The 25,458-nt window shown below is 36.0% G+C and carries 22 protein-coding genes; 7 read left to right on the forward strand and 15 right to left on the reverse strand.

What is annotated here, in order from left to right:
- Nucleotides 1-17: 17 nt before the first annotated feature.
- The 6 genes from PLE33_01735 to PLE33_01760 all read left to right on the forward strand — a co-directional run bounded on the left by PLE33_01735 (nt 18) and on the right by PLE33_01760 (nt 8,883).
- A complete protein-coding gene (locus tag PLE33_01735; GenBank protein ID HPS59969.1) occupies nt 18-170 on the forward strand; it encodes a hypothetical protein in 153 nt (50 codons plus the stop codon).
- Between the two features lie 264 nt (nt 171-434).
- Complete coding sequence (locus PLE33_01740) at nt 435-2,813, forward strand: FN3 associated domain-containing protein (GenBank protein ID HPS59970.1); 2,379 nt, start codon at nt 435-437, stop codon at nt 2,811-2,813.
- 447 nt (nt 2,814-3,260) lie between these two features.
- Entirely contained in the window at nt 3,261-5,387 is a 2,127-nt protein-coding gene (locus tag PLE33_01745) for a ribonucleoside triphosphate reductase (GenBank protein ID HPS59971.1), read from the forward strand.
- Nucleotides 5,388-5,396: 9 nt separating this feature from the next.
- The gene (locus tag PLE33_01750; protein HPS59972.1) at nt 5,397-6,110 is read left to right on the forward strand and encodes an anaerobic ribonucleoside-triphosphate reductase activating protein; all 714 of its coding nucleotides are present in this window, start codon (nt 5,397-5,399) and stop codon (nt 6,108-6,110) included.
- Nucleotides 6,107-8,530: a TIGR03960 family B12-binding radical SAM protein gene (locus PLE33_01755; protein ID HPS59973.1), complete on the forward strand. Its 2,424-nt coding sequence runs from the start codon at nt 6,107-6,109 to the stop codon at nt 8,528-8,530. Before PLE33_01750 ends, PLE33_01755 begins: the two co-directional genes overlap by 4 nt.
- A gap of 95 nt (nt 8,531-8,625) precedes the next feature.
- Nucleotides 8,626-8,883: a hypothetical protein gene (locus tag PLE33_01760; GenBank protein HPS59974.1), complete on the forward strand. Its 258-nt coding sequence runs from the start codon at nt 8,626-8,628 to the stop codon at nt 8,881-8,883.
- A 709-nt stretch (nt 8,884-9,592) separates the two neighbouring features.
- On the opposite strand, the gene PLE33_01765 is transcribed toward PLE33_01760, so the two are convergent.
- Entirely contained in the window at nt 9,593-10,492 is a 900-nt protein-coding gene (locus PLE33_01765) for a site-specific DNA-methyltransferase (protein ID HPS59975.1), read from the reverse strand.
- Nucleotides 10,489-11,496, reverse strand: coding sequence for a hypothetical protein (locus PLE33_01770; protein ID HPS59976.1), 1,008 nt, complete (start codon nt 11,494-11,496; stop codon nt 10,489-10,491). Before PLE33_01770 ends, PLE33_01765 begins: the two co-directional genes overlap by 4 nt.
- Before the next feature lie 771 nt (nt 11,497-12,267).
- Between PLE33_01770 and PLE33_01775 the strand changes: the two genes are divergently transcribed.
- Complete coding sequence (locus PLE33_01775; protein HPS59977.1) at nt 12,268-13,434, forward strand: DUF4147 domain-containing protein; 1,167 nt, start codon at nt 12,268-12,270, stop codon at nt 13,432-13,434.
- A 707-nt stretch (nt 13,435-14,141) separates the two neighbouring features.
- Here the strand turns inward: PLE33_01775 and PLE33_01780 are convergent.
- The 13 genes from PLE33_01780 to PLE33_01840 all read right to left on the reverse strand — a co-directional run bounded on the left by PLE33_01780 (nt 14,142) and on the right by PLE33_01840 (nt 25,440).
- The gene (locus PLE33_01780) at nt 14,142-15,914 is read right to left on the reverse strand and encodes a FlgD immunoglobulin-like domain containing protein (GenBank protein HPS59978.1); all 1,773 of its coding nucleotides are present in this window, start codon (nt 15,912-15,914) and stop codon (nt 14,142-14,144) included.
- Nucleotides 15,838-16,005, reverse strand: a complete 168-nt coding sequence (locus PLE33_01785; protein ID HPS59979.1) for a hypothetical protein — start codon at nt 16,003-16,005, stop codon at nt 15,838-15,840. The genes PLE33_01780 and PLE33_01785 overlap by 77 nt, the downstream gene beginning before the upstream one ends.
- A gap of 526 nt (nt 16,006-16,531) precedes the next feature.
- Nucleotides 16,532-16,927, reverse strand: coding sequence for a GxxExxY protein (locus tag PLE33_01790; GenBank protein ID HPS59980.1), 396 nt, complete (start codon nt 16,925-16,927; stop codon nt 16,532-16,534).
- 115 nt (nt 16,928-17,042) lie between these two features.
- Nucleotides 17,043-18,641 (reverse strand): sugar transferase, encoded by a 1,599-nt coding sequence (locus tag PLE33_01795; protein HPS59981.1) that lies wholly within the window; start codon nt 18,639-18,641, stop codon nt 17,043-17,045.
- 172 nt (nt 18,642-18,813) lie between these two features.
- On the reverse strand, nt 18,814-19,194 hold the full coding sequence (locus PLE33_01800) for a GxxExxY protein (protein HPS59982.1): 381 nt from the start codon (nt 19,192-19,194) through the stop codon (nt 18,814-18,816).
- Between the two features lie 113 nt (nt 19,195-19,307).
- Nucleotides 19,308-20,237 (reverse strand): SDR family oxidoreductase, encoded by a 930-nt coding sequence (locus PLE33_01805; protein ID HPS59983.1) that lies wholly within the window; start codon nt 20,235-20,237, stop codon nt 19,308-19,310.
- Nucleotides 20,238-20,298: 61 nt separating this feature from the next.
- Nucleotides 20,299-20,691: a GxxExxY protein gene (locus tag PLE33_01810; protein HPS59984.1), complete on the reverse strand. Its 393-nt coding sequence runs from the start codon at nt 20,689-20,691 to the stop codon at nt 20,299-20,301.
- 68 nt (nt 20,692-20,759) lie between these two features.
- A complete protein-coding gene (locus PLE33_01815) occupies nt 20,760-22,232 on the reverse strand; it encodes a hypothetical protein (GenBank protein ID HPS59985.1) in 1,473 nt (490 codons plus the stop codon).
- A gap of 43 nt (nt 22,233-22,275) precedes the next feature.
- Nucleotides 22,276-23,085 (reverse strand): hypothetical protein, encoded by an 810-nt coding sequence (locus PLE33_01820; GenBank protein HPS59986.1) that lies wholly within the window; start codon nt 23,083-23,085, stop codon nt 22,276-22,278.
- Nucleotides 23,075-23,443: a GxxExxY protein gene (locus PLE33_01825; protein HPS59987.1), complete on the reverse strand. Its 369-nt coding sequence runs from the start codon at nt 23,441-23,443 to the stop codon at nt 23,075-23,077. The genes PLE33_01820 and PLE33_01825 overlap by 11 nt, the downstream gene beginning before the upstream one ends.
- A gap of 71 nt (nt 23,444-23,514) precedes the next feature.
- A complete protein-coding gene (locus PLE33_01830; protein ID HPS59988.1) occupies nt 23,515-23,946 on the reverse strand; it encodes a VanZ family protein in 432 nt (143 codons plus the stop codon).
- Nucleotides 23,947-24,064: 118 nt separating this feature from the next.
- Nucleotides 24,065-25,180, reverse strand: coding sequence for a UDP-N-acetylglucosamine 2-epimerase (non-hydrolyzing) (gene wecB / locus PLE33_01835; protein HPS59989.1), 1,116 nt, complete (start codon nt 25,178-25,180; stop codon nt 24,065-24,067).
- 65 nt (nt 25,181-25,245) lie between these two features.
- Entirely contained in the window at nt 25,246-25,440 is a 195-nt protein-coding gene (locus PLE33_01840) for a GxxExxY protein (protein ID HPS59990.1), read from the reverse strand.
- Between the last annotated feature and the right edge of the window lie 18 nt (nt 25,441-25,458).

Below are 25,458 nucleotides of genomic sequence, written 5' to 3' on the forward strand. Positions count from 1 at the left end.
GAGTGATGGAGTTCAAAGTGCAGGGGTTTAAAGTGCGGGAGTTCAAAGTGCGGGAGTTCATAGTTCTTAGTACGGGAGTTCTTAGTGCCGGAGTTCAAAGTGCCGGAGTTCTTAGTGCCGGAGTTCAAAGTGCGGGAGTTCTTAGTTCAAAGTTAGTTCTTTTTCGGTAGCTTCGGTGTTCTCGGTGGCTAATTATAATAAATCCTGTAAATCCCAATAATCCTGTTCATCCCAGACCTATTAAATCTGCGTAATCTGCGTAATCTGCGTGAGATTTCTTCTGAGTAAAAAAAATAACTTGCCAAGATCCTTGTTCAAATTATAATGTCTTTATGATGAGAAATTCCAAAATGATGTTTAAATAACTTAATTCCGTAGGAGGAAAAAAGAAAAAGTTACTTTTCGTATTTACACTAACCATACTGACCATTAGTATGGCTTGGGCACAAACAGCATTTACTGCTACTTATACTTTTACTGGTACGACTGGTCATGTAGAAAAGTTTTCGTATAATGGAACTCTTTACGATGGAATTTCTATGGGAACTATTGATAAAGTAGGTGTTACGAGTTCTTCAAGCACTGGAAACTTTAGAGCTACTGGATGGCCCCTTGGAGCTATAAGTGGTAGTGACACTTTTACAGGTTCTGTAGATACTGGTAAGTATTTTGGTTTCACTATTACTGCGGCATCTGGTTATAAATTTACTGTTTCAACGATTACATTTGGAATTGGTAGAAGTGCAACAGGAACCAGACAATGCCAGTGGAGAGGTAGTTATGATAATTATGGATCAATATTGGATAATTATACAACTTTGAACACAAATTTAAACAATTCTTCTGGTGTATTAACAAATCCTGATACAAATTCATCTTGGACAGGAAATATTATAACACTTGGTTCTGATTATGCAAATATTACAACCAATTGTGGTTTTAGATTATATCTATATAATTCTGAAGCTACAGGTGGTACAGCTGGTTTACAAGGACCAATAACTATTACTGGAACTTTTGAATTATCAGGTGGAAACCCAACAGTTGCAACTCCTAATATATCCCCTTCCACGAATACTTTTTATTCTGCATTTAATGCTACAATTTCCTGTACAACAGAGGGAGCAACTATTTATTATACTACCGATGGTTCTGATCCGGATGAAACAGCTACAGAATATACAGAACCTATTTATATTGAAGATACCACAACTCTAAAAGCAATTGCCTATGCCGAAGGTTATGATCCAAGTGCTATTGCCACAGCGGTTTATACATTTCCTGAGATAACTGAGGTAGCTGATATTGCCACTTTGAGAAATCAACCTGTCGGTTCTAATGTTTATCGTTTAACTGGCGAAGCGATTCTTACTTTTCAGCAGAGTTTATCTTATCATCCCAAATGGATTCAAGATGCAACTGCTGCTATTTATATTTATGATACTGCGGGAAAAATAACTACTGCTTATAATATGGGAGATGGAATAACCGGTTTACTGGGAACTCTTTCTACTTATAACAGTTTACTGGAATTTGTTCCTGTAGCTGATCCCGGACCTGCTTCCTCAACAGGAAATGTAATTATCCCAGAAGAAAGAACTCTTGCCAGTTTAACCAGTGCAGATCAATCCAAGCTGATTAAGGTTTATAATGTAACTTTAGGTTCTACGGGTAACTTTTCTTCAGGTACCCAGAGTATTCCTGTTACGCAAGGTGAAACAACTTTAACTTTAAGAACTTTAACTTCCACTGATTATAACGGAGAACCAATTCCTCAAACCCCTCAAAATATAACTTGCCTGGTAGGACAATATAATGCCGATATTCAAATTACTCCCCGTTTTTTAGCTGATTTTGAAGAAGCTTTTGACTTTCTTGAAGATACTCCCACACCTATAAACGGCTTGACTGTTACTATCTCTGGAGGTAATGCTAATGTTGGTAGTGGTCCAATACCTCCTATTCCAAATCAGAATGTTAATTTCACTCCTTTATCTTTTGTTTTGGATAACAGCATAGCAAATTGGACAATTACCATTCAACCAGGTGCAGCTTACGGTGCTTATTATCAGAATGGAAGCTGGCATACAGTTACTGGTACTACAGAACAGATTATCTTCAATATCACTTTTGCTAAAGGAAAAGGTTCAGAAGAAATACCTATAGTTTTAGGAGAACAGGATCCTACTTTGCCGGTAGAATTGAGCAGTTTTACCGCTGTTCTTACCTCCGATATGTATGTGCTGATTAAATGGATAGCGGAATCCGAGACCAATCATTCCGGTTACAACATTTTACGAGCCGAAAAGAAAGACCTTGCTACTGCTCAAAGAATAAATGCTCAGATAATTGACGAGGGAGTAGAAGCAGGAACTCAGATCAGCTATTCTTACACCGATTTTGAGGCATACACCAATATGGTATATTATTACTGGCTGGAAAGTGTTTCTCTGGATGGAGTCAGTTCTTACTATGGTCCTTCCATTGTTACTATTGGCGACCCCAATCAGGAACCGCGTCCTCCAGAAGTTTTAATGGCTACCAAACTGCTAAATGCATATCCTAATCCTTTCAATCCCAATACTAATATTCGTTATTCACTTAAGGATGCAGGAAAAGTAAGGATTGATATATATAATATGAAGGGACAGGTTATCCAAACCTTAACTGCTGAACATAATATCCCTGGTTTTTATCAGCTTGCCTGGGATGGTTGTGATGCAAACGGTAAACCTGTTGCCAGTGGAATTTATATGTATCGGATGACCAGTGGAAATTATAGCAGTGCCAAAAAGATGGTTCTGGCAAAATAAGTTAACTGGTTAACAAGAGAGTTTGAAAGTCGGAGCTTCTTAATTAGCTCCGACTTTTTTTCGGAAAATTAGTGCAGGGGTTCAAAGTGCGGGAGTGCGGGAGTTCAAAGTGCAGGAGTTCAAAGTTCTTAGTGCAGGAGTTCTTAGTTCAAAGTTAGTTCTTTTTCGGTGGCTTCGGTGTTCTCGGTGGCTAATTATAATAAATCCTGTAAATCCCTATAATCCTGTTCATCCCATACCTATTTAAATCTGCGTAATCTGCGTAATCTGCGTGAAAATAAATCTGTAAAATCTGTGAGAGGAATTCACAATTCCGCTTGACAAAATAGTAACTCCCTATTTTCATAAACTTCAGTTGCTGAAACCCACTTTTCCAAAAATGTATTTCAGTGCTATAACTCTTTAGTTATAAATAAGATATTGACTTAAGAATATAGAGGTTTTGAGATGTTTTCGTCTATCCGCAAAAGAAACGGTTCAATCGTTGTTTTCGATCAACAAAAAATAGCCAAAGCAATTGAAAGTGCTGGACTTGCCACAGGTGAATTCGGAAAAGATATTGCTGCGGTTTTAACTTTGCGAGTACTTAATTTAGCACAGCAGGTTATTCCGGATGAAATTCCCGAAGTGGAGAAGATTCAGGATATTGTAGAGGAGGTTTTGCTTGCCTCACCTTATAAAAAGACCGCCAAATCCTATATTATTTATCGTGATCAGCATTCACGGATAAGAGAACTTGTTTCCAAAGCCAGTGTGGATTTGATAGATCAATATTTGGAAAAACTGGATTGGCAGGTGAATGAAAATTCCAATATGGCATACTCGCTGCAGGGATTGAATAACTACATAGCTTCGGAAGTAAGTAAGACCTATTGGCTGAATAAAATTTATCCTCCGGAAATTCGGGAAGCACATTTAAGCGGAGATTTGCATATTCACGATTTGGGTCAGCTTTCTGTTTATTGTGTAGGTTGGGATTTGATGGATTTGCTTTTAACCGGTTTTTGCGGAGCGGAAGGCAAAGTGGAAAGCACTCCTGCTAAGCATTTTAGAAGTGCTTTGGGGCAGATTGTTAATTTCTTTTATACTTTGCAGGGTGAAGCTGCAGGGGCACAGGCATTTTCCAGTTTTGACACTCTTTTAGCTCCTTTTATATATTACGACGGGCTTAACTACACAGAAGTAAAACAGGCGCTGCAGGAATTTGTTTTCAACATCAATGTTCCAACGCGGGTCGGTTTTCAAACCCCTTTCACCAATATCACTTTAGATTTAAAGCCCCATCAGCTCTACAAAGATCAGGCAGCTATCATTGGGGGCAAACCAAAAAATAAGACCTACGGAGATTTTCAGGCAGAAATGGACATTTTGAACAAAGCATTTCTGGAAGTAATGATTGAAGGCGATGCTAAAGGACGCGTTTTCACTTTTCCCATTCCGACCTATAATATCACCAAGGATTTTGAATGGGATAACCCCAATCTGAATTATTTATGGGAAGCAACTGCCAAATATGGCATTCCTTATTTTTCCAATTTTGTAAATTCTGATATGGACCCCAAAGATGCGCGCAGTATGTGTTGTCGTTTACGTTTGGATACCCGTAAACTGGAAACCAGAGGGGGAGGGCTTTTCGGAGCTAATCCTTTAACCGGTTCCATTGGAGTAGTAACTATTAATTTACCTCGCATTGGGTATCTGGCAAAAACGGAAGAGGAATTTTTCTCTCTCTTGGAGGAGCGTTTGCTGCTGGCTAAAAAATCCCTGGAAATAAAACGCAAGGTTCTGGAAAATTTTACGGAAGGCGGACTTTATCCCTATACCAAGTTCTATTTAAAAAGCATATTTGAACGCTTTCAGCAATACTGGAAAAACCATTTTTCCACCATCGGCATTATTGGAATGAATGAAGCAATGCAAAACTTTATGAATGAAAACTTAGGAACAAAAAAAGCACAAGCATTTGCCCTAAAAATTATGGATTACCTGCGTAAACGGTTGCTGGAATTTCAAGCAGAAACACAGAATAACTATAATCTGGAAGCAACTCCTGCTGAAGGAACAAGCTATCGTTTGGCTCTTTTAGATAAAAAACAATTCCCCGGTATTATCTGTGCCAATTGTGATGACGATTCCCCTTTTTATACTAACAGCAGTCAGCTGCCGGTAAACTTTTCGGATGATATTTTTGAGGTTTTGGATTTGCAGGATGAGCTCCAAACCAAATATACCGGCGGAACGGTTTTACATATCTTTGGCGGAGAAAGAGTTGAATATGGACAAAGTATCAAAGCACTGATAAAAACCGTCTGTGAAGGTTACCGTTTACCATATTTCACTTTTTCACCCACCTTCAGTATTTGTCCAATCCATGGCTATTTGGATGGCGAACAGCCAATTTGTCCTGTCTGCCAAACAAAGACAGAGGTCTTTTCCAGAATTGTTGGCTATTTGCGTCCTGTTTCTCAATGGAACGAAGGCAAAAAAGCAGAATTTAAACTGAGGACAAATTTTGACCTGCACAAGCAGCAGAAAAAAGAAAGTTCCTCAATAGCTAAAAGTCACATTGTATAGGACTTAATAATGAACATCGGTGGATTACAAAAATTCTCTCTGTTGGATTATCCGGGCAAATTAGCTGCCATTATTTTCACGCAGGGCTGCAATTTTCGCTGTCCCTATTGCCACAATCCTGAACTTGTTGATCCGCAAAGATATAGTCCCTTATTAGATACAGAAATGGTTCTGCGTTTTCTCTATAAAAGGCATAAGAAACTTTCCGCAGTAGTAATTAGCGGAGGTGAACCAACTTTACAGGAAGACCTTGTTCCTTTTCTAAAGTTGCTAAAGGCAATGCATTACAAAGTTAAATTGGATACTAACGGCTCCTGTCCTGAGGTTTTACAGGAAATTGTTAATCAGAACCTGGTGGACTATTTTGCAATGGATATTAAAGCCCCCATAAAGCTATATAAAGTTATTACCAGAGCGGAGTTAGAACCAGGGATAATAGAAAAAAGTATGGATCTTATTCGCCAATCGGGTGTTGATTATGAATTTCGCACTACCTTTTTTGATTTGCTTTTAAGTACGGACGATTTAGCTTCTATGCAGAATTTATTAAAGCAGGGAGATAGATTCATCATTCAGCAATGTCATTATAGCAAAACCCTGGAAGGAATAAGAAAAGAAGATATTTTAGCCGGTTCTTTTCCTTTCGGTGAAAATCCTGCTTGCCAATCCCTAATCAATTGGGGTTCAGAACATAGCGTTAAAATATCCTTGCGCTGCTTATGATAGTGAATATTGAACACCTTCTGCCTTTCGTGGAAAAACCATCCCGCTATATAGACCACGAAATAAATGCCTGCCGAAAGGATTTTTCTGCTTATCCGGTCCATTTTGCTTTTGCATTCCCTGATACTTATGAATTGGGGATTTCCCATTTAGGCATAAAAATACTCTATTCCATTATCAATCAATTGGATTACGCTATGGCAGACAGGGTTTATCTACCCTGGATTGATTTAATAGAACTTATGCGGGAAGAGAAATTAAATCTCTTCTGTTGGGAAAGCAGAAAGGAAATTAAGGACTTTGACATTTTAGGGATAACCCTGCAAAGTGAACTTAATTACACTAATGTGCTGGAAATTATAGACCTTTGCGGAATTGATATACATAGCTTAAAACGGAACGAAACAGACCCGATAATTTTAGCAGGTGGACCCTGTGCCGTAAATCCTTTACCTTTAGCCCCTTTTATAGATGTGTTTTTTATTGGGGAAGCGGAAGAAGGTATTCTGCAAATTGCCCAAATTCTGAAAAACGAAAAGAACCGTTCTGAACGCCTCAAACAAATTGCCCAGCTTGATTCCTGCTATGTTCCTTCTTTACGTAATGGCGCTGACTTGATAAAAAGTCGTAAATATACTGCTTTTCACACATCAGAAGTACAACATAGTCCCCAAATACTTTCCTGGCAGCTGGCAACTCATAATCGCTATGTATCTGAAATTATGAGAGGTTGCACCAGGGGCTGCCGATTTTGTTTTGCCGGTTATTTTTATCGACCAGTGCGTGAACGCGAACCGAAAGACATTATTACAAATATCTTGAAAGAAATTAAAGAAAGCGGTTGGGACGAAGTTGGCTTGCTATCTCTTTCCAGTAGCGATTATTCCTGCATTCCAGAACTTCTGCAAGAACTGCTGGAAAGGATAGATACCCAAAAAACCCATATTGCTCTTCCCTCTTTAAGAGTGGACACTTTGGACAGGGAACTTGTGCACTCGCTTAAAATTTTAGGCAGAGAGGGCTTAACTATAGCTCCGGAAGCCGGCTCACAGCGTTTACGCCAAGTGATAAATAAAAAATTGAGCGAAGAACAAATCCTTACCGGAATTGAAACTGCCTTACAGCTTGGCTGGCAAAAGATTAAGCTCTATTTTATGTTAGGATTGCCCACAGAAACAGATGCAGATATTGAAGCAATTATTGCTCTTATCCATAAAATTCACAAAGCTGGAAATAGAAAACTGCAAATAAATGTAACTCTATCTCCTTTTGTTCCCAAACCTTTTACTCCTTTTCAATGGTGTGCAATGCAGGACTCGGCAACTTTGCTGAAAAACGCGTTGCGGATTAAAAACGCTTTTGCCAAAGCCAGAAATATCAAAATCCACTATCATACTATTGAAAATTCCCTTTTGGAAGCACTAATTAGCAGGGGGGACATAAAAATTGCCGAAGTTATTGAAATTGCATGGAAAAAGGGGGCTCGTTTTGACGGCTGGAAAGAATGCTTCAATTTTTCCTGCTGGCAGGAGGCAATAACAGAATGTAACATCACATTAGATAGTTATTTGGGCTCTCGTAATCCGGAAGATAATTTACCCTGGGATTTTATCTCCCTGGGCATAGATAAAAGCTTTCTGCTTGCAGAACAAAAGAAAGCGTTAACAGGAATTCAAACACCCGATTGCAGAGAAATATGTTCTTCCTGCGGCATCTGCAATAAAGAAGTTAAAACTACAACCGCAGTCGGTATTTCCTTAAAAACCGATCAGTTACGGCAGGAAAAGAAAAACCCTGCTCCCCGGGAAGAACAATTCAGATATCGGGTTTATTATCAAAAAACGGGACTTTTACGCTTTATTGCTCATCTGGATTGGATGCGAATGCTTTTTCGCAGAATATCTTTATTAGACCTGCAAACTGTTTTTACACAGGGGTTTAATCCTCATCCGAAGGTTTCTTTATGTCCACCTTTGGCAGTGGGAATTGAGGGCTTGGCAGAATATTTTGACCTTTCTTTCTATCAACCCTATCCCGTAGAATTGATTTTACAGGAATTTAATAAAACCAAAATTCCCGATTTTACCGTAACTAATGTAGAGCACTTAAAAACAAAAACTATTCCTCCCAAATTTGAAGTGCTGGGTATCTCCTTTCCTGAAGATCTAAATAAGGATATCAAAGATAAAATTATCTTCTTCAACCATAGTAAAATATTTACTTACACAAAAGGCATTCCTCCCAAAGTGAAAAACTATAACCTGAAAGAGATTATCGTTTCTCTAAAACAAAACGGCAACGAACTGATTCTGGAAAAATTACTGGAAAGCCCTTCCGTATTTGATCTTCTGTCTGCTTTGTTAAATATGGAAAAAACAGCGCTCTTTCAGCAAAAAATATACCGTTACGGCTTCAAGTGAAGACAGGAGCCCTTTTCATCTATTTTAATTGATCTTTTATAGAGCGCAAAAGACACCTAATAACAACAAATAAATGAGAGCGGGAATAAAACAAAATGCACAGTGGAAAAATAATTGATGTAAAATGCCGTTGCGGATATCTTCTTTTCCGTTATTACAAAGCAGGAAAAGGACGCCTAATCAAATGCATCATTAGTAGATTAACGGACGACTTTGTAGGACTTCAATGTGCTGAAACATTTTCCCGACCCAAATGCCCAAAATGCGGTAAAGAATTAGGAATTATTATGATGATTCAGGGAGAGCCGGCATTAAAATTAAACCAGGGCACGATTGAGACAATCCGTCTGTAATATACATTTCATATTGAAAAGACATAAAAGGAGAATAAGGTTGAGAAGGTTGAAAAGGTTGAGAGGGTTGAGAAGGTTGAGAAGGTTGAGAGGGTTGAGATACCTCAAAGCCCTTTAGGGCGACATCGCAATGGTGACGTCCTCGTCGTCCAAGCACAAGAAGGAATTGACCAGAAGGTCACCATTGCAATGTTACCCTTAGGAGCTTTCAGCTTTCAGGATACAGGAAAAATGATAAAAAATATTGTAGCTTGCACTAAACGAGGGGCTTACGCCACCATCGCTATTTTTGTGTCGCCCTTAGGGGCTTTTTTTTATTCGGAAGGACGACGTCCTCGTCGTCCAAGCACAAGAAGGAATTGACCAGGAGGTCACCATTGCGATGTTACCCTTAGGGGCTTTTGGCAGAGGGCAGAGAGCAAAGGGTTTATCAGCCATTTTTGTATCTCAACCCTCTAAACCTTCTCAACCTTCTAAACCCTACTTTACGAGGGGCTTACGCCTCCATCGCTATTATTGTGTCGCCCTAAGGGGCTTTTGGCAGAGGGCAAAGAGCTTAGGGCGAAGAGTTTGTTTTCCCATTTTTTTCAAGTGTATCACTTTTCGCTTGCCAAATCGTACCATTTTTTATTGCCATCCACAGTATTTCAACCTTCTAAACCTTATTGTCTTTTTGCTTGCCCTTACAACATCTCCCTTTTTTTACTTTCTATTCCAATTCCAGCGTTAACTGATCTAAGTAATTATTAATCCTCCTATTACATAGCTCTACATAAGCGGGTTCAATTTCATAACCAATAAAATAGCGGTTTGATTTTAAAGAAGATATTGCAGTTGTTCCACTACCCATAAAGGGATCGAGAATTATATCATTCTGGAAAGAATATAATTGTATTAACCGGTAAGGAAGTTCTTCAGGAAAAGGTGCCGGATGTCCAATTTTTCTTGCTGATTCAGCTTTCATAACCCATACTGATTTTGTCCATTCAATAAAATCCTCTTTGCGGATAGTGCTTTGTTTATCTTTCTTAGTTCTATAATAATCTCCTTTGGAAAAGACCAAAATATATTCGTGAATATCCCTTAAAGTAGGATTTGCAGCACTCATCCAACTTCCCCAGGCAGTAGATGGACTGGCACTTGCTGCCTTATTCCAAATTATTTCTCCTCGCATATTAAACCCGATGTTTATCATCATTTGGGAGATATAATCAGATAATGGAATATATGGTTTCCTGCCAACATTAGCTACATTAATACAAGCTCTTCCCCCATTTACTAAAACCCTGTATGTTTCCCTGAAGGAATTTTCTAACAATTCCAGATATTGCCCTAAAGATAAATTCTGATCATAGTCCTTGCTAACATTATAGGGAGGAGAAGTAATCATTAAATGAACAGAATTATCAGGAATTTCCTGCATATTTTCTGCAGAACCTGAAACAACTTTATTCAAATATTCTTCGGGGAAAGGATTTTCTGTTTTATCTATCACATTTTTTGTCTGTATCTCTTCATATAGTTTAGAGTTATAAAACTTGGAAGAGTCGTGATTTATCCTTCCTTTTGAACCAAATGAACTTGTTGATGTTCCTGTTTTCTTGTTCATAATTCGCCTTTAAGAAGTTCAATGAATTTTTCTGCCTTAGCAGTATTGGTTTTTTCTTTTGCCGCTATACTTATGCATTTGCCAATTTGGGGCTTGCTTAACATAGTAGAGATAAAATAATACTCGTTTGTTACAAGCTTTTCGCAATCTTTACTGATACCAGCTATATTGTTATATGTTTTAAATCCCAGCAGGGGTGAGTTCTTTATATAATCATCAGCATCTGACGGGTAAGGATTTAAAGACCAAAAACCTTGAACCACACCGGCAGATTTAAGATAATCTACTTTACTAAGATATGTAGAAGTAATTGGACTATTTCCAATTATAATTATAGGAATTTTATTGGCACTAAAACTGGAAACGCGTATATTAATTGCCTTCCCGATAGCTTTCAACATAGAATCCGATCTCAATAGAGAAGGATTTCCTTTATGAGTTCTAAAATCACCCAAAACTTTTATTTCCTTCTTACCGTTATATATATAATTCCAAACAATGCTCATCTTAATCTCAAAGATTAGCTTTATAGCTTCAGCATTCTGATATTTCTTCTCATTTGTGCAAAAAGCCAAATCAGCAGATGAATTTTTAGTTAATCCTAATTCCTCACAAACAACACCATTTACAGCATACAAATTCATTTTTCGGGCTATGGGAGCAAATAAATCTCTACACCATTTCTCAGTATAAAATCCAATTAGCGCATTTCTGCTTTGTAATGTTTGATTTCTTGAATTCAGGACTTTCGGTATATAAGCATAGTAAACATCATCCAATTTATAAAAGAGTTTATCTGGCAATACAGTTTTCAGGTAACTGATAAAAAACATTTTTTCAGCATCAGTTGACCATAGTTCCGAAATCTTCTCCATTAAACTTACTCCTGCTATTTTTTCAGTTGTTTCTTGATATTTAATCTCTCCCTTTTTGTCAAGCAAAGTTAGCTCCTTGCTATCTTTTATACCTGAAATTGGGTTTCCGCACTTTAAGTCAGGAGTCATAATATTCAAAAATAACTCTATCCGTTTTTCAAATTCGTGTGTAAGTGAGGACTCATACCTGCAGAATGGCTAATAAAAAATGGAAAATGGAAAATGGAAAATTGAAAATGAAAAATTAGAAAATAAAAATCTGTGTCATCAGTGTAATCTGTGAGAGATATAAATCAGGTGTATTCCTGCTTAATTATCTGTGGTAGAGCTACGGTGGCATTGCTCGGTAAATTCCCCAGAGGCACCACGGTATCTGCACCACAAGTTACTAAGCAAGAAATAATTTTGCTTCCTAAAATGACGGAGTTATCCACTTTTTTTTCAACTGCATTTTTGAAGTTCAAACCTGATTATTAAAACACTTTCTAACTCCGCAAAATCTTGTTCAGCCCTCCGCTGTTATCAATTAGGATATGTATAATCTATATAATTGGGGAGAGATACATATTTTAATTGACACCATCCCTTCATAATTTATCCTAACTAAAAATGAAATGAGGTGAAAAATGCGTGAATATCAAATTACCATAATCATTATAACTGCTCTCCTATTTTCAGCTTACTTCCCTCAAAAAAACCAACGCCACAAATGCAGAAAACGAAAACCTCAATTATACGGGGAGTAAATTTCATAACAACGATATTTGGGGTGGAGCAATGAATCTTGCCTGGAATGAACTGTTAGAAAGTTTTACAGGTGAACCTATTACATTTGATATGGAATAAATTAGACAGCCCAATTAGCATAATAAAACAAAATAGAACGACGCGGAATAAAATATGAATGACATTATTATCAATGCCTTGGAAGATACTTTAACGCAACTCAATGAACTGCCTGAACTAAAAAAGGACTTGGACAAAAGACCTCTTTCCCATCCGGTAAAAATTTTAGCCATTGGAAAAAGCGCTTTCCCAATGGCTAAGGTCTGTGTAGATACACTAAATAAAAGGAAAATAAATTATTCCGGTTATCTACTTACAAAATATGGAAAGGTATCTGAAATAATACCCGATTTAATTGTTAGAAAGGCGGGTCATCCTGTTCCCGATAAAAATACGATCAAACATAGCCGGGAAATTCTATCCTGGCTGGAAGGACTTCCGGAAAATGATGAACTGATAATCCTGATTAGCGGTGGTGGAAGTTCTCTGTTTGAAGTGCCGGTTGACGGCTTTACTTTAGAGGACTTGATTCATTTTAATAAGAACCTGCTGCAAAGTGGATTAAGTATTAAAGAAATAAATTATGAACGCGCCCAAAAGTCAAAAGTAAAAGCCGGAAAAGCACTTGACCATATAAAAGCTAAAATAATATACTGTTACGCTCTTTCCGATGTCCCCAATAAGGAACCAAATATTATTGCCTCCGGCTGTTTTTTCCCTGCTAATTCCCAAAAAATAGATGAAAATCATTATCGGGCAAAACTGAAAAATGGCAAGCAAGAACTATCCTATTCTATTATAGGCGATAACTTCTCTCTCCGCTATCAGTTAGCTAAAGCACTAACTGCTCCGGTTGAGGTGCAGACCCGTTATTTTACTGAAAATGCAGAAAATGTAGCGAACTCGTTGACTAATTTTGCTTTTTCTGCAAACAAAAAAGGTATCTATATCTTTGGTGGAGAAGCATCTGTGCAAGTTACCGGAAAAGGAAAAGGTGGAAGGTGCACACATCTTGCTCTTTTAATGGCAAAAAAAATCGCCGGCAAAAAGCATATTACTTTTTATGCTCTTGCCGGCGATGGAAATGATAATCTGGAAAATGTATCCGGTGCCTGGGTTAATCAAAACACAGCCAACCAACTGCAGGAAAAGGGAATAGATATATCTTCCGCCCTTAAAAACTGCGATTCCTATACAGCTCTAAAAGCAATTGACGCTATTATTCCTTCCTGGTCTTATCCCCTTAATTTAAATGATATCTACCTTCTGCAAATATCCTAATCTCAGCAGATTATAACTCTCAGAGATTTCACGGATTACACAGATAAAATAGGTAAGGGATGAACAGGATTTTAAGGATTTAGGGATTATAACTCTCACAGATTTCACGGATTTCACAGATAAAATTGGTAAGGGATGAACAGGATTTTAAGGATATTAGGGATTATAACTCTCACAGATTTCACGGATTACACAGATAAAATAGGTAAGGGATGAACAGGATTTTAAGGATATTAGGGATTATAACTCTCACAGATTTCACGGATTACACAGATAAAATCGGTAAGGGATGAACAGGATTTTAAGGATATTAGTGATTATGACTAAAAAAAGAAACAACTGGGTGATGATTTAATGCTTAATTGAAATGGGATTACTTCTTAATTGGGTAAAAACTTGAAATCAGACATAAAACATTTCTTAATCTCTACAAATCCCCCCACACAGCTAAATTTCTTTCCAATTTCATTTTATATATCTAATCCTAATCAACTCCAAAATCCTATCCATCCCCAACCTATTTTATCTGTGTGAACTTATTTTTTTTTCTTCACAAGTATAAAAATCAATCCTCTAAATCCTATAATCCTAAAATCCTCGTTTCTAAAAAAAATCCTAAAATCCTCGTTTCTAAAAAAAACATCCCTAAAATCCCTGTTCACCCCTTACCTATTTTATCTGTGAAATCTGTGTAATCTGTGAGAGACCTACTTTATAATCGCTACTTTTCTTAGATAATTTCTTCCCCTACACCTCATCCTGATAGCATAAATCCCTGAACTACAGCCAGTTCCTTTTTCATCACAACCATCCCAGAGATATTTGTAGTTCCCTTTTTCACTATGTGCAAATGTCTTGCCTAACACCTTCTGCCCCTTAATGTTATAAATAGCTAATTCCATTGAACCGGCACTTTCCATTGCATAATTGATAGTGGTGCAGGGATTGAAAGGATTGGGAAAAATGCTTCTTATTCCTTCTCGTAAAGGTATTTCTGAACCTGAATTTGTTCCCGGAAAATCATACCGGCAAATAGATGGACCAAAAAAATTTTCGTTCCCTTGATAATCTATACATTGCAACCAGTAATGATAATTGCCTGCCTCATTTACACTTGCATCTGTAAAAACATATAGCTGCATGGAAGAAGTATTTGTTGCTGTAATTATTGGAGAAATAAGATCCGCAGTGGCAACATCATCCTCATTGTTTCTATAAATATAATACCCTAAAAGATTTGCTTCCGATTGCGTTACCCACATCAGTTTAATCCTGTTCGGATAATCCAATTCTGCCCTGAAATTGGAAAACTCCACCGGTAAAGTATCTTCTGAAGTTATAAGTTGGATAGAATTTTCGGATGTGTTTGTGGTGTTATAACTTGTTGCAATTCCAGAACCATTAACTTCAAGTACCTTAGCATAATATACTGAGGAAGATGATAAACCGGAAACAGTTACAGAATTTCCAGGGCCATTATAAACAACTTGCTGACCTTTACTGCAAAAATAAGGATTCGCTTCCGGATCAGATCCATCTTCGGGAGCTATAATATTGCTATTTGTGCTCAGAATTACAATTCTTTTACTCCCGTTACCAACAGCCCAAGTTAAATCACAAGAATTTGAAGTTACTGTTTGGTTGCTAAGAAATGATGCCTGAGTAGAAGGACTTGAACAAAGCTCATTAGAATAGACAATATTATCAATAAAGCAGTTAGCCACATTATTTTGGCTCCCTTCTCCATAAAACATAAACGAATCTATGTTTTTATTATTGACTAAGTTAGCTTTAGACAAAATATGTTGCTTCCCGTTAATCCAAAGATGTAATTTATTTTTATATATATTGTATGAACCAGCGCCATTGCGATAATAAGTTTTATAATCAGTATAATTATAGTTATTGCACCAAATTTCTATAATATTGTTTGTTCCTTTTTTGAGGCATGCATTATTTACAATATAAGAGTTAGAACTGCCCGATAAATATCCCACGGTTAAAGTATCAGCATCACTAAAAGTAAATGATAATACCGTAAAAGCTTCATCTCTATTAATAGTTCCATTATTAGAAAAAGAACCACCGTTACCCAAAATCAAATAAAAAGCTCCGGAATTAGCAGTATTTCCACCTGCAGAATCGCCAAACAGGATATTAAATCTGGTATAAAATAATAAAGTTGCAGAAAAATCATAAATAGATACTTTAGCCATATCGCCCGTGGAAGGAGCTACAATTCTAAGTTCCGATCCTGTGCCAAAATTATTAAGACCAGGATTTTCCAGATTAAGGATGCCATCAACACCTGCCCTAACATAATCCTCTCCTGATACGGGTTGAGGTAAAAAATTATTGCAATTATTAGTTGTGGAAGTGTAAGATCCTGTAGTTGTCCCAAAATCATAAGTCCAGGTTGTTGCCCAAAGAAGAGTATTTATCCATAAAAATCCGCAAGCGATAACTGCTAACTTTTTCATCTTTATTCCTTAATATGTGTATCTTACTACGATACCTATCAATACTGCCAACCAGCATCATTTTCTGATCCATACTAATTCTGTCAAGCAAAATTTTTTTCCTATTGGTGTAACTGTTACTATCTTTGCCTTTACAATAGGTTTAGTAATCCACGAAACCAATAACGCTAAAACAAGGATTTAAGGTTAGGATTTATGGAACAAGGATTATATGGTTAGGATTTATGGAACAAGGATTATAGGGATAGGTTTTATGAAACAAGGATTTAAGGATTTTAGGATTTAGAGGAAAAAATATAAGAAAGAATATCGGTATAGAACAAAAGAATATTTCATTAAAAGCAAAAAAACAAAATAACTTCAATTCAATTCTAAGTCCATCCCTCAAAATCCTTTAATCCCAAAACCTTGTACCCCATTCTAAAACCTTAATCCTCTAAATCCTTTAATCCTTAAATCCTTGTTTCAATACATAAAATCCTAATCCTCTAAATCCTTTAATCCCAAAACCTTGTACCCCATTCTAAAACCTTAATCCTCAAAATCCTAAAATCCTTAAATCCTTGTTTCAGCTTCTTAAAATCCCAACTATAAAATCCTTGTTTCTACAATTATACTCAGCTGTTGTTTTTATTCTTCCCTATAAACGATAGATCTCTTCTTTTGTATTGTAAGCTTGTATTCCCGAAGTTTATCAATAATCCCGTCTCGGAATTAGAAAGCTTTAGATAATTGATTAGTTGGCTGATGTGGACGGGAATAATATTTTCAACTGCTTTCAGCTCCACAATAATAGAATCATAGCAATAAAAATCCACCTTATATGTCTTTTTTAGTTTAAACCCTTTATATTGCAATGAAAATTCCTTTTCTCTCGTGTAAGGTATATTACAAAGCGCAAATTCTTTTTCCAGTGCTTCGGCATAAACAGCTTCCAGAAATCCATTACCTAAATTATTATATACCTCTAAGCAAGCTCCAATAATCGTTTCTGTCTTTTCAGCATTAACCATATTACATCCTTTTCAACCTAAAATCCTTGTTTTTAAAATGCTAATCCTCTAAATCCTGAAATCCTTAAATCCTCGTTTCAATTACCTATAATCCTTGTCTCAACTTCCTAAAATCCTAATTTGACCGGGCTCCCCTAACCAAAATATTCCACACACTTTTCCAGAAATACACCCAGTCCGTCTTAAACGGTTTTTCCATTTTTTTCATTATATATCTTCTTTCCGATTCCACAATTTCTTCAAAGCTTTTAGGCATATCTGCATAGAAGGGAGGAATTAAGCCCGGTTTCAATTTTATCCTAAGTTCCTGCATTTCTTTGGGATAGAGATAAAAATAGTGATCGCTCAAAGCGCGGACTCCCACTAAAGACAGATCGCCTTCAATAAAATTAATAAGTTGGGGTAATTCATCCAACCACATCTTGCGGAATACTTTACCCCAGGAAGTAACTCTAAAATCATTTGAAAATTTACCCCCTTCTTGCAAAGCATTGGTCTGATACACATAGTCCTGCAGGTATTCACTATAGGGATGCATCGTCCGCAACTTCTTTAGATATATTGTTTTACCGTCCTTGCCTTTGCGTTTCAAACGAATCAGAGGACCGTAAGTAGGATTGGGATCAGTGCGAGGTGCCTTGGTCTTTTTCAGGATAAAATACATCATATCGTCAATTTCGCGTTTATGAATCAGCTCAAAACCGCAAAAATAGAAGCGTCCAAGCATTTCCGTTTCTGCAATGGCTCTATTTTTACCTTTCGTTATGGCAAAATACCAACCCTGCAAAATTGGCAATTTAGGAAAAACGCGCCTAAAAATAAAATCGATCCCATACAGGATCGATCCAAGATAAGGTGTCCAACGCTTATAAAAAAGATTATGCCTCTCTGAGATGGTTTGTCCTTTACAGACAAAGACACCTCCCTCAATCAGTAATTCGTTAACCCGGATAAAATAGTAGTTCAGCCGGCGTAAGTCATTTATTTTATGTAGATTGATAAAAATCTGGCGACTGCTTTTCGCTTCGTTTTGAATATTAAAATAGTCCTCCGAATTGAGAATTAAGGCACTGTTTTTATTAAACTTTCCCAAATCCAGATAGTCATTTAGGAACTCAAATAATTTCGGTTGCTCCGCTAAATATTGCTGCCAGAGAGGAATAAGAATTGAATCGGAATCAATATTTTCACTACAATGTAAATGATAGGGCTCGTTACTGATAATTGGAACAGCATTGGCAGAATCCAGAAAAAACTTCGGACTCTGTAAATTCTCCATTGCCTGGGAATGAGTTACCAAATTAGTAGAAGCATAACTCTCATTCTCCTTCTGAAAACGAAAGGCATAAAAAACACCAGGGAAAAAAAACAACTCCAAAACAAAGGAAATGGATATCGTCCCGAAAACTATGTAGCGGGAATAATAGAACTTCCCGAAAAGATACATCAGACCAAAGAGAAACGCAATTGCTATCAAATTACATTTGAAGATGCGTTTTACATAATCCGCTCCGCCCCTAATTGTTTTAACACTGTATTTCCTACCCCAAAGCCCTGAGCCAAGCCAAATAAGAGCAAAAGGAATAAAACTACGATAATAGGTTAGAATTATTCTTTTGGTGCCAGGACGCACTTTGGCAGCAAATAAAAATGCAAATACAATGATCACTAAATCAAGGGTAAGCAGAATATACTTTGCTATCTTATACTTCATATTTTTCTCTCACGCAGATTACACTTTATATAATAGGTCTGGGATGAACAGGATTTAAGTGATTTTAAGGATTATAATCTGATTATTTCCTTAATTAGGAATTAAAAAGATAGACATGCCGTAATATAAAAAATGAAATTTGAATAGAGCACAATGGGAGATAATTATAGAGTTAGAAAGATTTTAAATTATTGTGAAAGGTTTTGCGCCTGATTTCAGGTTTTTTCCCAAAATTTAGAAGTAATCCTACTTCTATATTAGTAGCTTTTAAATAATTTTGTAATTGCAGAATATTTTCAGGAACTAAGTTAGCACTTGCTTTCAATTCAATAATAACTTTATCTTCAACAATAATATCAGCAAAATACTCTCCTACAGATACACCATTATAGTTAACTTTTATAGGATATTGAGAAATTGCCTTCAGACCATTTTTATTAAGCTCTATCAGCATAGCATTCTCATAGACCTTTTCCAGAAATCCATAACCAAGATTAGTATAAACTTTATAGAAACAGGCAATAATTCTATCTGTTATCTCTTTGTGCAGCATATCAATTTGGTTTATACTTCGTTTCTTAACATTCTCCACATATTCACCCTTTCAATTACTTATATTATAAATCTTTTATCTCCTTAATCCCTAAAATCCTGTTCATCCCCTACCTATTTAAAAAAATCTACGGTGCGACGCAGACCCTCTTTGAAATCCACCTTCACTTCATACCCCAGCACTTCTTTCGCCTTTTCTATCCCTGCCAATGAATGTTTCACATCTCCTGCTCTCTCTTTTTCAAAAACCGGTTCAATCTCCTTCCCCAAAATCTCATTCAACATCTTTACTAAATCCACTAAAGTATAACTCTCCCCGCAGGCGATATTGATCACTTCTCCAGCTGCTTTTTCTGCAGTACATGCCTGAATATTTGCCCAAACATTATTTTCCACATAAGTAAAATCCCGGGATTGGCTTCCATCCCCATAAATAACAGGTCTTTTATTCTGCATCATCAATTTTATGAATTTGGGTATAACAGCACTATATTGTGAAGTAGGATCCTGATTGGGTCCAAACACATTAAAATACCTTAGCGAGACAGTTTCCAATCCATATAATTGATAAAAAATCTGACAATACCGCTCCTGCGTATATTTTGTTAAAGCATAAGGCGACATCGGATTAACAGGCATTGTTTCCACTTTGGGTAAAGATTGGCTATTGCCATAAATGGAAGATGACGATGCACAAATCACCCTTTTTACTTCAAATTCCTTAGCTGCCTCCAAAATGTTCAGCATTCCCAAAATATTCACATCATTAGTAGTGATGGGATCATTTATGGAACGCGGAACGGAAGGTAAAGCACCCTGATGAAGAATATAATCCACTCCTTTAACAGCAGAACGGACAATATGAAAACTTCTTAAATCCCCTTCTATCAATGTCAACTTCGGGTCTTTCAGCAAAGGCAGGATATTTTCCCTTTTGCCGGTAGCAAAATTATCCAGCACCCGAACTTCCTGATGTTGTTTTAATAACTCTTTCACTATGTTGGAACCGATAAACCCGGCTCCCCCTGTAACTAAATACTTCATTTTCTATCCTCTCACAGATTACACGGCTCTCACAGATTCCACTGATAACACAGATATAAATTTATAATAATGAAGAAATGTCACCATTTGCAATACGAATAATGTTTTTACTTAAGTTTGTGGTATTAAAGTTGATCAAGAGACCTAAGGGCTTATTTGCTAATTTCAGATAAGTGTGCAATTGTTTCTTATGAGCATCTGTTAATATTTCCACTGATTTGAGTTCTAAAACAAGAATATCTTCAATAAGCATATCCATTCTATATCCCAAACCTAAATCTTGCCCTTTATAAAGAACATTAATTGGAACTTGAGTTTTATATTCCATACCCAACTTAACAAATTCAAAAGCTAAAGCTGCTTCATAAGCACTTTCTAACAAACCGGGACCTAATATATTATAAACCTCAAAAACAGCACCCCGCACTTTGTATGTTATATCATTTAATCTCATTACAAACCCTTATCTGTGAAATCTGTGTAATCTGTGAGAGACATCATCTGCGGAATCTGCGTGAAATTCTATTGAATACCTGCTCCCGCTACAGGACCATTTTTATATGGCACATAGTTTACAATAGAAGTTACACCATAATTAAGCTCTAAGCCAAGATCATTAAAATCAATTATCAATTCATCAATTTCTGTAGTTGATGTAGTATTCCAAAAATTATTCTTAAAATCCAATGGATAAGGTAAACCATCCGGATATATATAAGATGCCCCCGATTCCATAACATATTGCGAAGCATAAAAATTGTTGTTATTTGCTTTAGTCCAACCATTACTCACTGTGTTCCATGAATGATGAGAATGGTAGGTTTGAATACATACATTTGCTTTAATGGAATTATATGAAATATTAAGATTGGATTGGCCTGTATTTACAATGCCTATACCCACATTATCTATCAGGTTGTGAGAGAATTCACAAGTTGATTCCCAGGAATTAATAAACTCCCGTGAACCACTGATAAAAGCATTATTACTAACGACAGCGTTTTTTACTATCTCGTGTTTCAAGGAAATATAGTTATTATAGAAGATATTATCTTGAACATTACAACCGTTAACAGTATAATTACTAATAGCTACCGCATCCTGAGATTTATTGTCCATAATAATAGAATTGCTTATTTCCAAGTTGTTCACCTGCACAGAAGTGATTCCAAAAACACAATCTCTCACCAATAAATGATGCAAAGTCGTTTCATTGCTTCTAATGCTTATTCCATTATTTTGATTGGTAATACAAATATTATTGATTGTTCCTGTAGTTCCCAAATAAACAATTCCTTCCCCGTTTAAAATCTCTGCACCTGCTGAGGAATAAATTCCAGAATATGAAGTTATATAAGCAAAATCATCCCCTTCGGGAAAGGAACAATTCCCATAGATAGTTATCTTTTTACTCGGTGCAATAAGGATTTTAGCATCTTGAGCAAAATTAAGAGTTGAAGTAGGTAGCGCGGTTACATCATTTTCTACAATATAACAATGGTTTTGTAAAAAATTGTAGTTTCCCTCAATTGTAGCTGGAACTATTGTTTCCGGATATAGGGTAAGATCAGCTTTCTGAATGTTATTCGTCGAAATTTCCTGGGCATTTAATTCTATATCAAAAAGATAGTTATATCCCCAACCTTCTTTCAGATATGTTATGATGTATTTCCCATATACAACTTCCGGAAAGCTAAAAAAACCATTATTATTAGTAACAACCGTAAATAAAGGTGTCCTTTCTCTATGATCAAATATATGCTTATCCTTAAGTGGAAAAGCAAGCTGAGGATATTGCTTATTTATTTCTTTTAATTTTTCCGGAACTATATCAGTAGAATATAACATAACCGTAATTCCAGAATAATCTGTTTGACCATCTAAAATGATAACCCCGGAAATAACACCCTTTTGTATCTTAGTATTACTATCACAGCTACATAATAATATAGCAACTAAAGAAATTAAGGCAATAAAACAAAATCTTATTTTCATTATAGTACTTAATCTGTGAAATCTGTGTAATCTGTGAGAGTTATCATCTGTGTAATCTGTGAGAGACCAATCTTTTTACCTGGTTCTTAACATTTTGCCACACCAATTCTTTCCCCCATTTCATAAAATCATCATTCCATCTTTGTGGATGCGTGTTAAGCATTATCTGGTTTGGCAATTCCTTTTTAAGGATCAGTTCTATAAGCTGATCAGAATTTTTTATTTCATAGTGAAAAGGACTTACCACCTTATCTCTAATATTTGATTCTTCACTATTCCAACTTCTTCCAGTATCAGTTAAATAAAGAACTTTAGAGTAGTCAATATCAAAATATGGCTCTCCTATGATTCCATAATCATAATAATGAAATTTCTTCCACAGTTCTCTATTATCATATTTAGACATCGGGCTTCCATGCATACAAATAGTTTCAATCTTAGCCACTTTTTTAAATTTATCCAGATTTTGAATAAATATCTCTAATGCCTTATTAACCTCGCCTTTAGCTTGATCCATAACCTCATAATGATAACCAATTTCATGACCCATCTGTTGAATAGCTCTAATTACACTTGGTTTGAAGGAAACAGGTACACTTCTGAAAAAATAAGAAGCATTTAGCCCTTTATCCTTTTCTATTTTTGCAAAATTAAGAGAGTTTAATGGCAGTTTATCTACATCATGCCTTAGAATAACAACTCTATCAAGGGGCTGCTTTAAAAAATCTCTAAATGCCTTAAATTCATATCCCGCATCTTTAAAAGCATCTAACAATTCGCTATACTTTCTGACTGTAAAATCTCTAATCAAAATAAAGCCACCGAAATTACCGAAAAATAGTTTAATGGACAATTCTCTTGAATTCTAATTTTGCCTCATTGCCAAAGTTTAAGATATATCCAACTTTAAGCCCTGTAGCACTTAGATAATTTATTATTTGTGCTGAATGCATGGAATGAATTATATTACACGCCTTAAGCTCCAGTATAATTTTACTTTCTACAATAATATCAGCAACATAATCTCCAACAATCTGATCTCTATAAAAAACTTGTATAGGAACTTGAGAAACATAACTAATACCTTGATATTTAAATTCTACACATAAAGCTCGTTCATATAGTTTTTCCAAATATCCTGAACCAAGCTCTTTGTGAACAGCAATTGCACAACCAATAATTCTATCACTCAGCTCTTTCTCATATATCATAACTTTTTACCTTCTCCTGCCTTTCTTTGAAAATTATATGACTTTCTCAGTGCCCTCAGTGTTCTCAGTGGTTATATTTTTTCGGTGTCTTCAGTGTTCTCGGTGGCTATAATCTCTTTTCGGTATCTTCGGTGCTCTCGGTGGCTAATAAGAATAAACAATATACATAATATAGCACCAAAGAGGTTAGCCATCATATCCATCGGATTAAATGTCCTATAAGGTATTATTATCTGTAGCAATTCAACCCCAATAGCTGAAACAAATACAATCCCACAAAACTTCAAAACCTCATAACTCTTATACCAACGAACATTCTTTATCTTCCCGAATACCCATATCCATGCAAAAGCCAAAAATGTTAAGGAATGCACTACATAATCCAGCCGAAAAATAAACCTTTTAGCTGTTAGATCCCTATTTAATTCATTGCCCAAAGGCACAACATTTATCACCAAAACCACTATCAACCATCCCCAAAATAACCATTTTATGCTCTTCATTATGTTTCGTTCTTCTATCATAATCCTATCTTTTTCTCAGTGTCCTCAGTGTTCTCTGTGCCCTCAGTGGTTGCATTCTCAGTGTTCTCTGTGTCCTCTGTGTTCTCAGTGGTTGCATTTAATATAACCCACTCCACTGCTTATGCAATTTTGCGGTTCCCAAAATTATTTTTAAAACTCGCATAGAAAAGTTATCAATCTCATATTCCGGGCATATTTTTGTGTAATTTGCACCTTCTTCTATAGCAACTCTAATTGCATCAAGTACTATTTCAGGATCAAAACCGGATAAAATTATCGTCCCGGCATCTATTGCTTCTGGACGTTCCATTGAATTCCTGATTGTTATTGCAGGAAATTTAAGGATTGCACTTTCTTCACTAATCGTTCCACTATCGGAAATAACACAGGTAGAGTTAATTTGCAAGTAGTTATAGTCAGTAAAACTGAATGGCTTTAGAAATTGGATTAAGGAATTAAATTTGAAACCAGCTAAATTTTCTAACCGTTTACGGGTTCTGGGATGGGTGCTAACAATTACTGGATAATTATATTGCTCTGCAAGAGTATTTAGGACAATGCTTATTTTCTTCAAATTATCAGGATAATCTACATTTTCCTCTCTATGGACAGAGATGAGAAAATATTTTTGGGGTTCCAGTTTTAAGGTTTCTAAAATATTTGATCGTTTAATTTTAGGTAAATAATGTTGTAAGACCTCAAACATAGGAGAACCAGTTAAATAAATTCTTCTATGAGTTAGCCCTTCAGATAAAAGATGTCTTCTTGAATTCTCGGTATAGACCAAATTGAAATCCGCTATATGATCAATCATTCTCCGGTTGATTTCTTCCGGCACATTGTTATCAAAACTTCTATTACCTGCTTCCAAATGATAGATGGGAATATGTTTTCGTTTAGCCATAATAGCAGATATAGAAGCATTAGTGTCTCCAAGAATAACCATTGCATCCGGTTTTTCCTTATCCAGAATTTCTTCAATTTTAATCAGCGTTTCACCTAAAACAGTTCCCAAACTGGTTGTATTCACATTAAGATAATATTCAGGTTGCCGAAGCTCTAAATCCTCAAAGAAAATCTGATTCAGTTCATAATCATAATTTTGACCCGTGTGCACTAAGATATGGTTGGTGTATTTATCCAGTAAAGGAATTACACAGGATAACCGGATTATTTCAGGCCTTGTGCCAACAACTGTGATCACTTTAAGCATAATTTATTTCACGCAGATTTCGCAGATAAAAACGCGGATTACGCAGATTATATTTTTATAATTTATCATAAGGAATCATTAAGTCCATTTACTTTATAGATAATGCTTCTGTTGATGTCCGAAGTTTTAAAATTAACAAGGATACAAAGTTTTAAATTAATTAGTTTTAAATAGGTTAAAAGCTGTTTGTGATGAACAGGAGCAAAATTGTCAACAGTTTTTGATTCTATAATCACTTTCTCTTCAACTAGTAAATCCATTTAAAAGGCAGCACTCAT

The sequence above is a fragment of the Candidatus Cloacimonas sp. genome (genome assembly GCA_035403355.1).
Taxonomy (GTDB): Bacteria; Cloacimonadota; Cloacimonadia; order Cloacimonadales; family Cloacimonadaceae; genus Cloacimonas.

Excerpts from the sequence above, each read along its gene's own strand:
- PLE33_01775 (HPS59977.1), top strand. The coding sequence starts at position 12,268 with ATGAATGACATTATTATCAATGCCTTGGAAGATACTTTAACGCAACTC.
- PLE33_01755 (HPS59973.1), top strand. The coding sequence starts at position 6,107 with ATGATAGTGAATATTGAACACCTTCTGCCTTTCGTGGAAAAACCATCC.
- PLE33_01815 (HPS59985.1), bottom strand. The coding sequence starts at position 22,232 with ATGAAAATAAGATTTTGTTTTATTGCCTTAATTTCTTTAGTTGCTATA.
- PLE33_01765 (HPS59975.1), bottom strand. The coding sequence starts at position 10,492 with ATGAACAAGAAAACAGGAACATCAACAAGTTCATTTGGTTCAAAAGGA.
- PLE33_01760 (HPS59974.1), top strand. The coding sequence starts at position 8,626 with ATGCACAGTGGAAAAATAATTGATGTAAAATGCCGTTGCGGATATCTT.
- PLE33_01740 (HPS59970.1), top strand. The coding sequence starts at position 435 with ATGGCTTGGGCACAAACAGCATTTACTGCTACTTATACTTTTACTGGT.
- PLE33_01750 (HPS59972.1), top strand. The coding sequence starts at position 5,397 with ATGAACATCGGTGGATTACAAAAATTCTCTCTGTTGGATTATCCGGGC.
- PLE33_01770 (HPS59976.1), bottom strand. The coding sequence starts at position 11,496 with ATGACTCCTGACTTAAAGTGCGGAAACCCAATTTCAGGTATAAAAGAT.
- PLE33_01840 (HPS59990.1), bottom strand. The coding sequence starts at position 25,440 with ATGGATTTACTAGTTGAAGAGAAAGTGATTATAGAATCAAAAACTGTT.
- PLE33_01795 (HPS59981.1), bottom strand. The coding sequence starts at position 18,641 with ATGAAGTATAAGATAGCAAAGTATATTCTGCTTACCCTTGATTTAGTG.
- PLE33_01780 (HPS59978.1), bottom strand. The coding sequence starts at position 15,914 with ATGAAAAAGTTAGCAGTTATCGCTTGCGGATTTTTATGGATAAATACT.
- PLE33_01810 (HPS59984.1), bottom strand. The coding sequence starts at position 20,691 with ATGAGATTAAATGATATAACATACAAAGTGCGGGGTGCTGTTTTTGAG.
- PLE33_01790 (HPS59980.1), bottom strand. The coding sequence starts at position 16,927 with ATGGTTAATGCTGAAAAGACAGAAACGATTATTGGAGCTTGCTTAGAG.
- wecB (HPS59989.1), bottom strand. The coding sequence starts at position 25,180 with ATGCTTAAAGTGATCACAGTTGTTGGCACAAGGCCTGAAATAATCCGG.
- PLE33_01745 (HPS59971.1), top strand. The coding sequence starts at position 3,261 with ATGTTTTCGTCTATCCGCAAAAGAAACGGTTCAATCGTTGTTTTCGAT.
- PLE33_01825 (HPS59987.1), bottom strand. The coding sequence starts at position 23,443 with ATGATATATGAGAAAGAGCTGAGTGATAGAATTATTGGTTGTGCAATT.
- PLE33_01805 (HPS59983.1), bottom strand. The coding sequence starts at position 20,237 with ATGAAGTATTTAGTTACAGGGGGAGCCGGGTTTATCGGTTCCAACATA.
- PLE33_01830 (HPS59988.1), bottom strand. The coding sequence starts at position 23,946 with ATGAAGAGCATAAAATGGTTATTTTGGGGATGGTTGATAGTGGTTTTG.
- PLE33_01800 (HPS59982.1), bottom strand. The coding sequence starts at position 19,194 with ATGCTGCACAAAGAGATAACAGATAGAATTATTGCCTGTTTCTATAAA.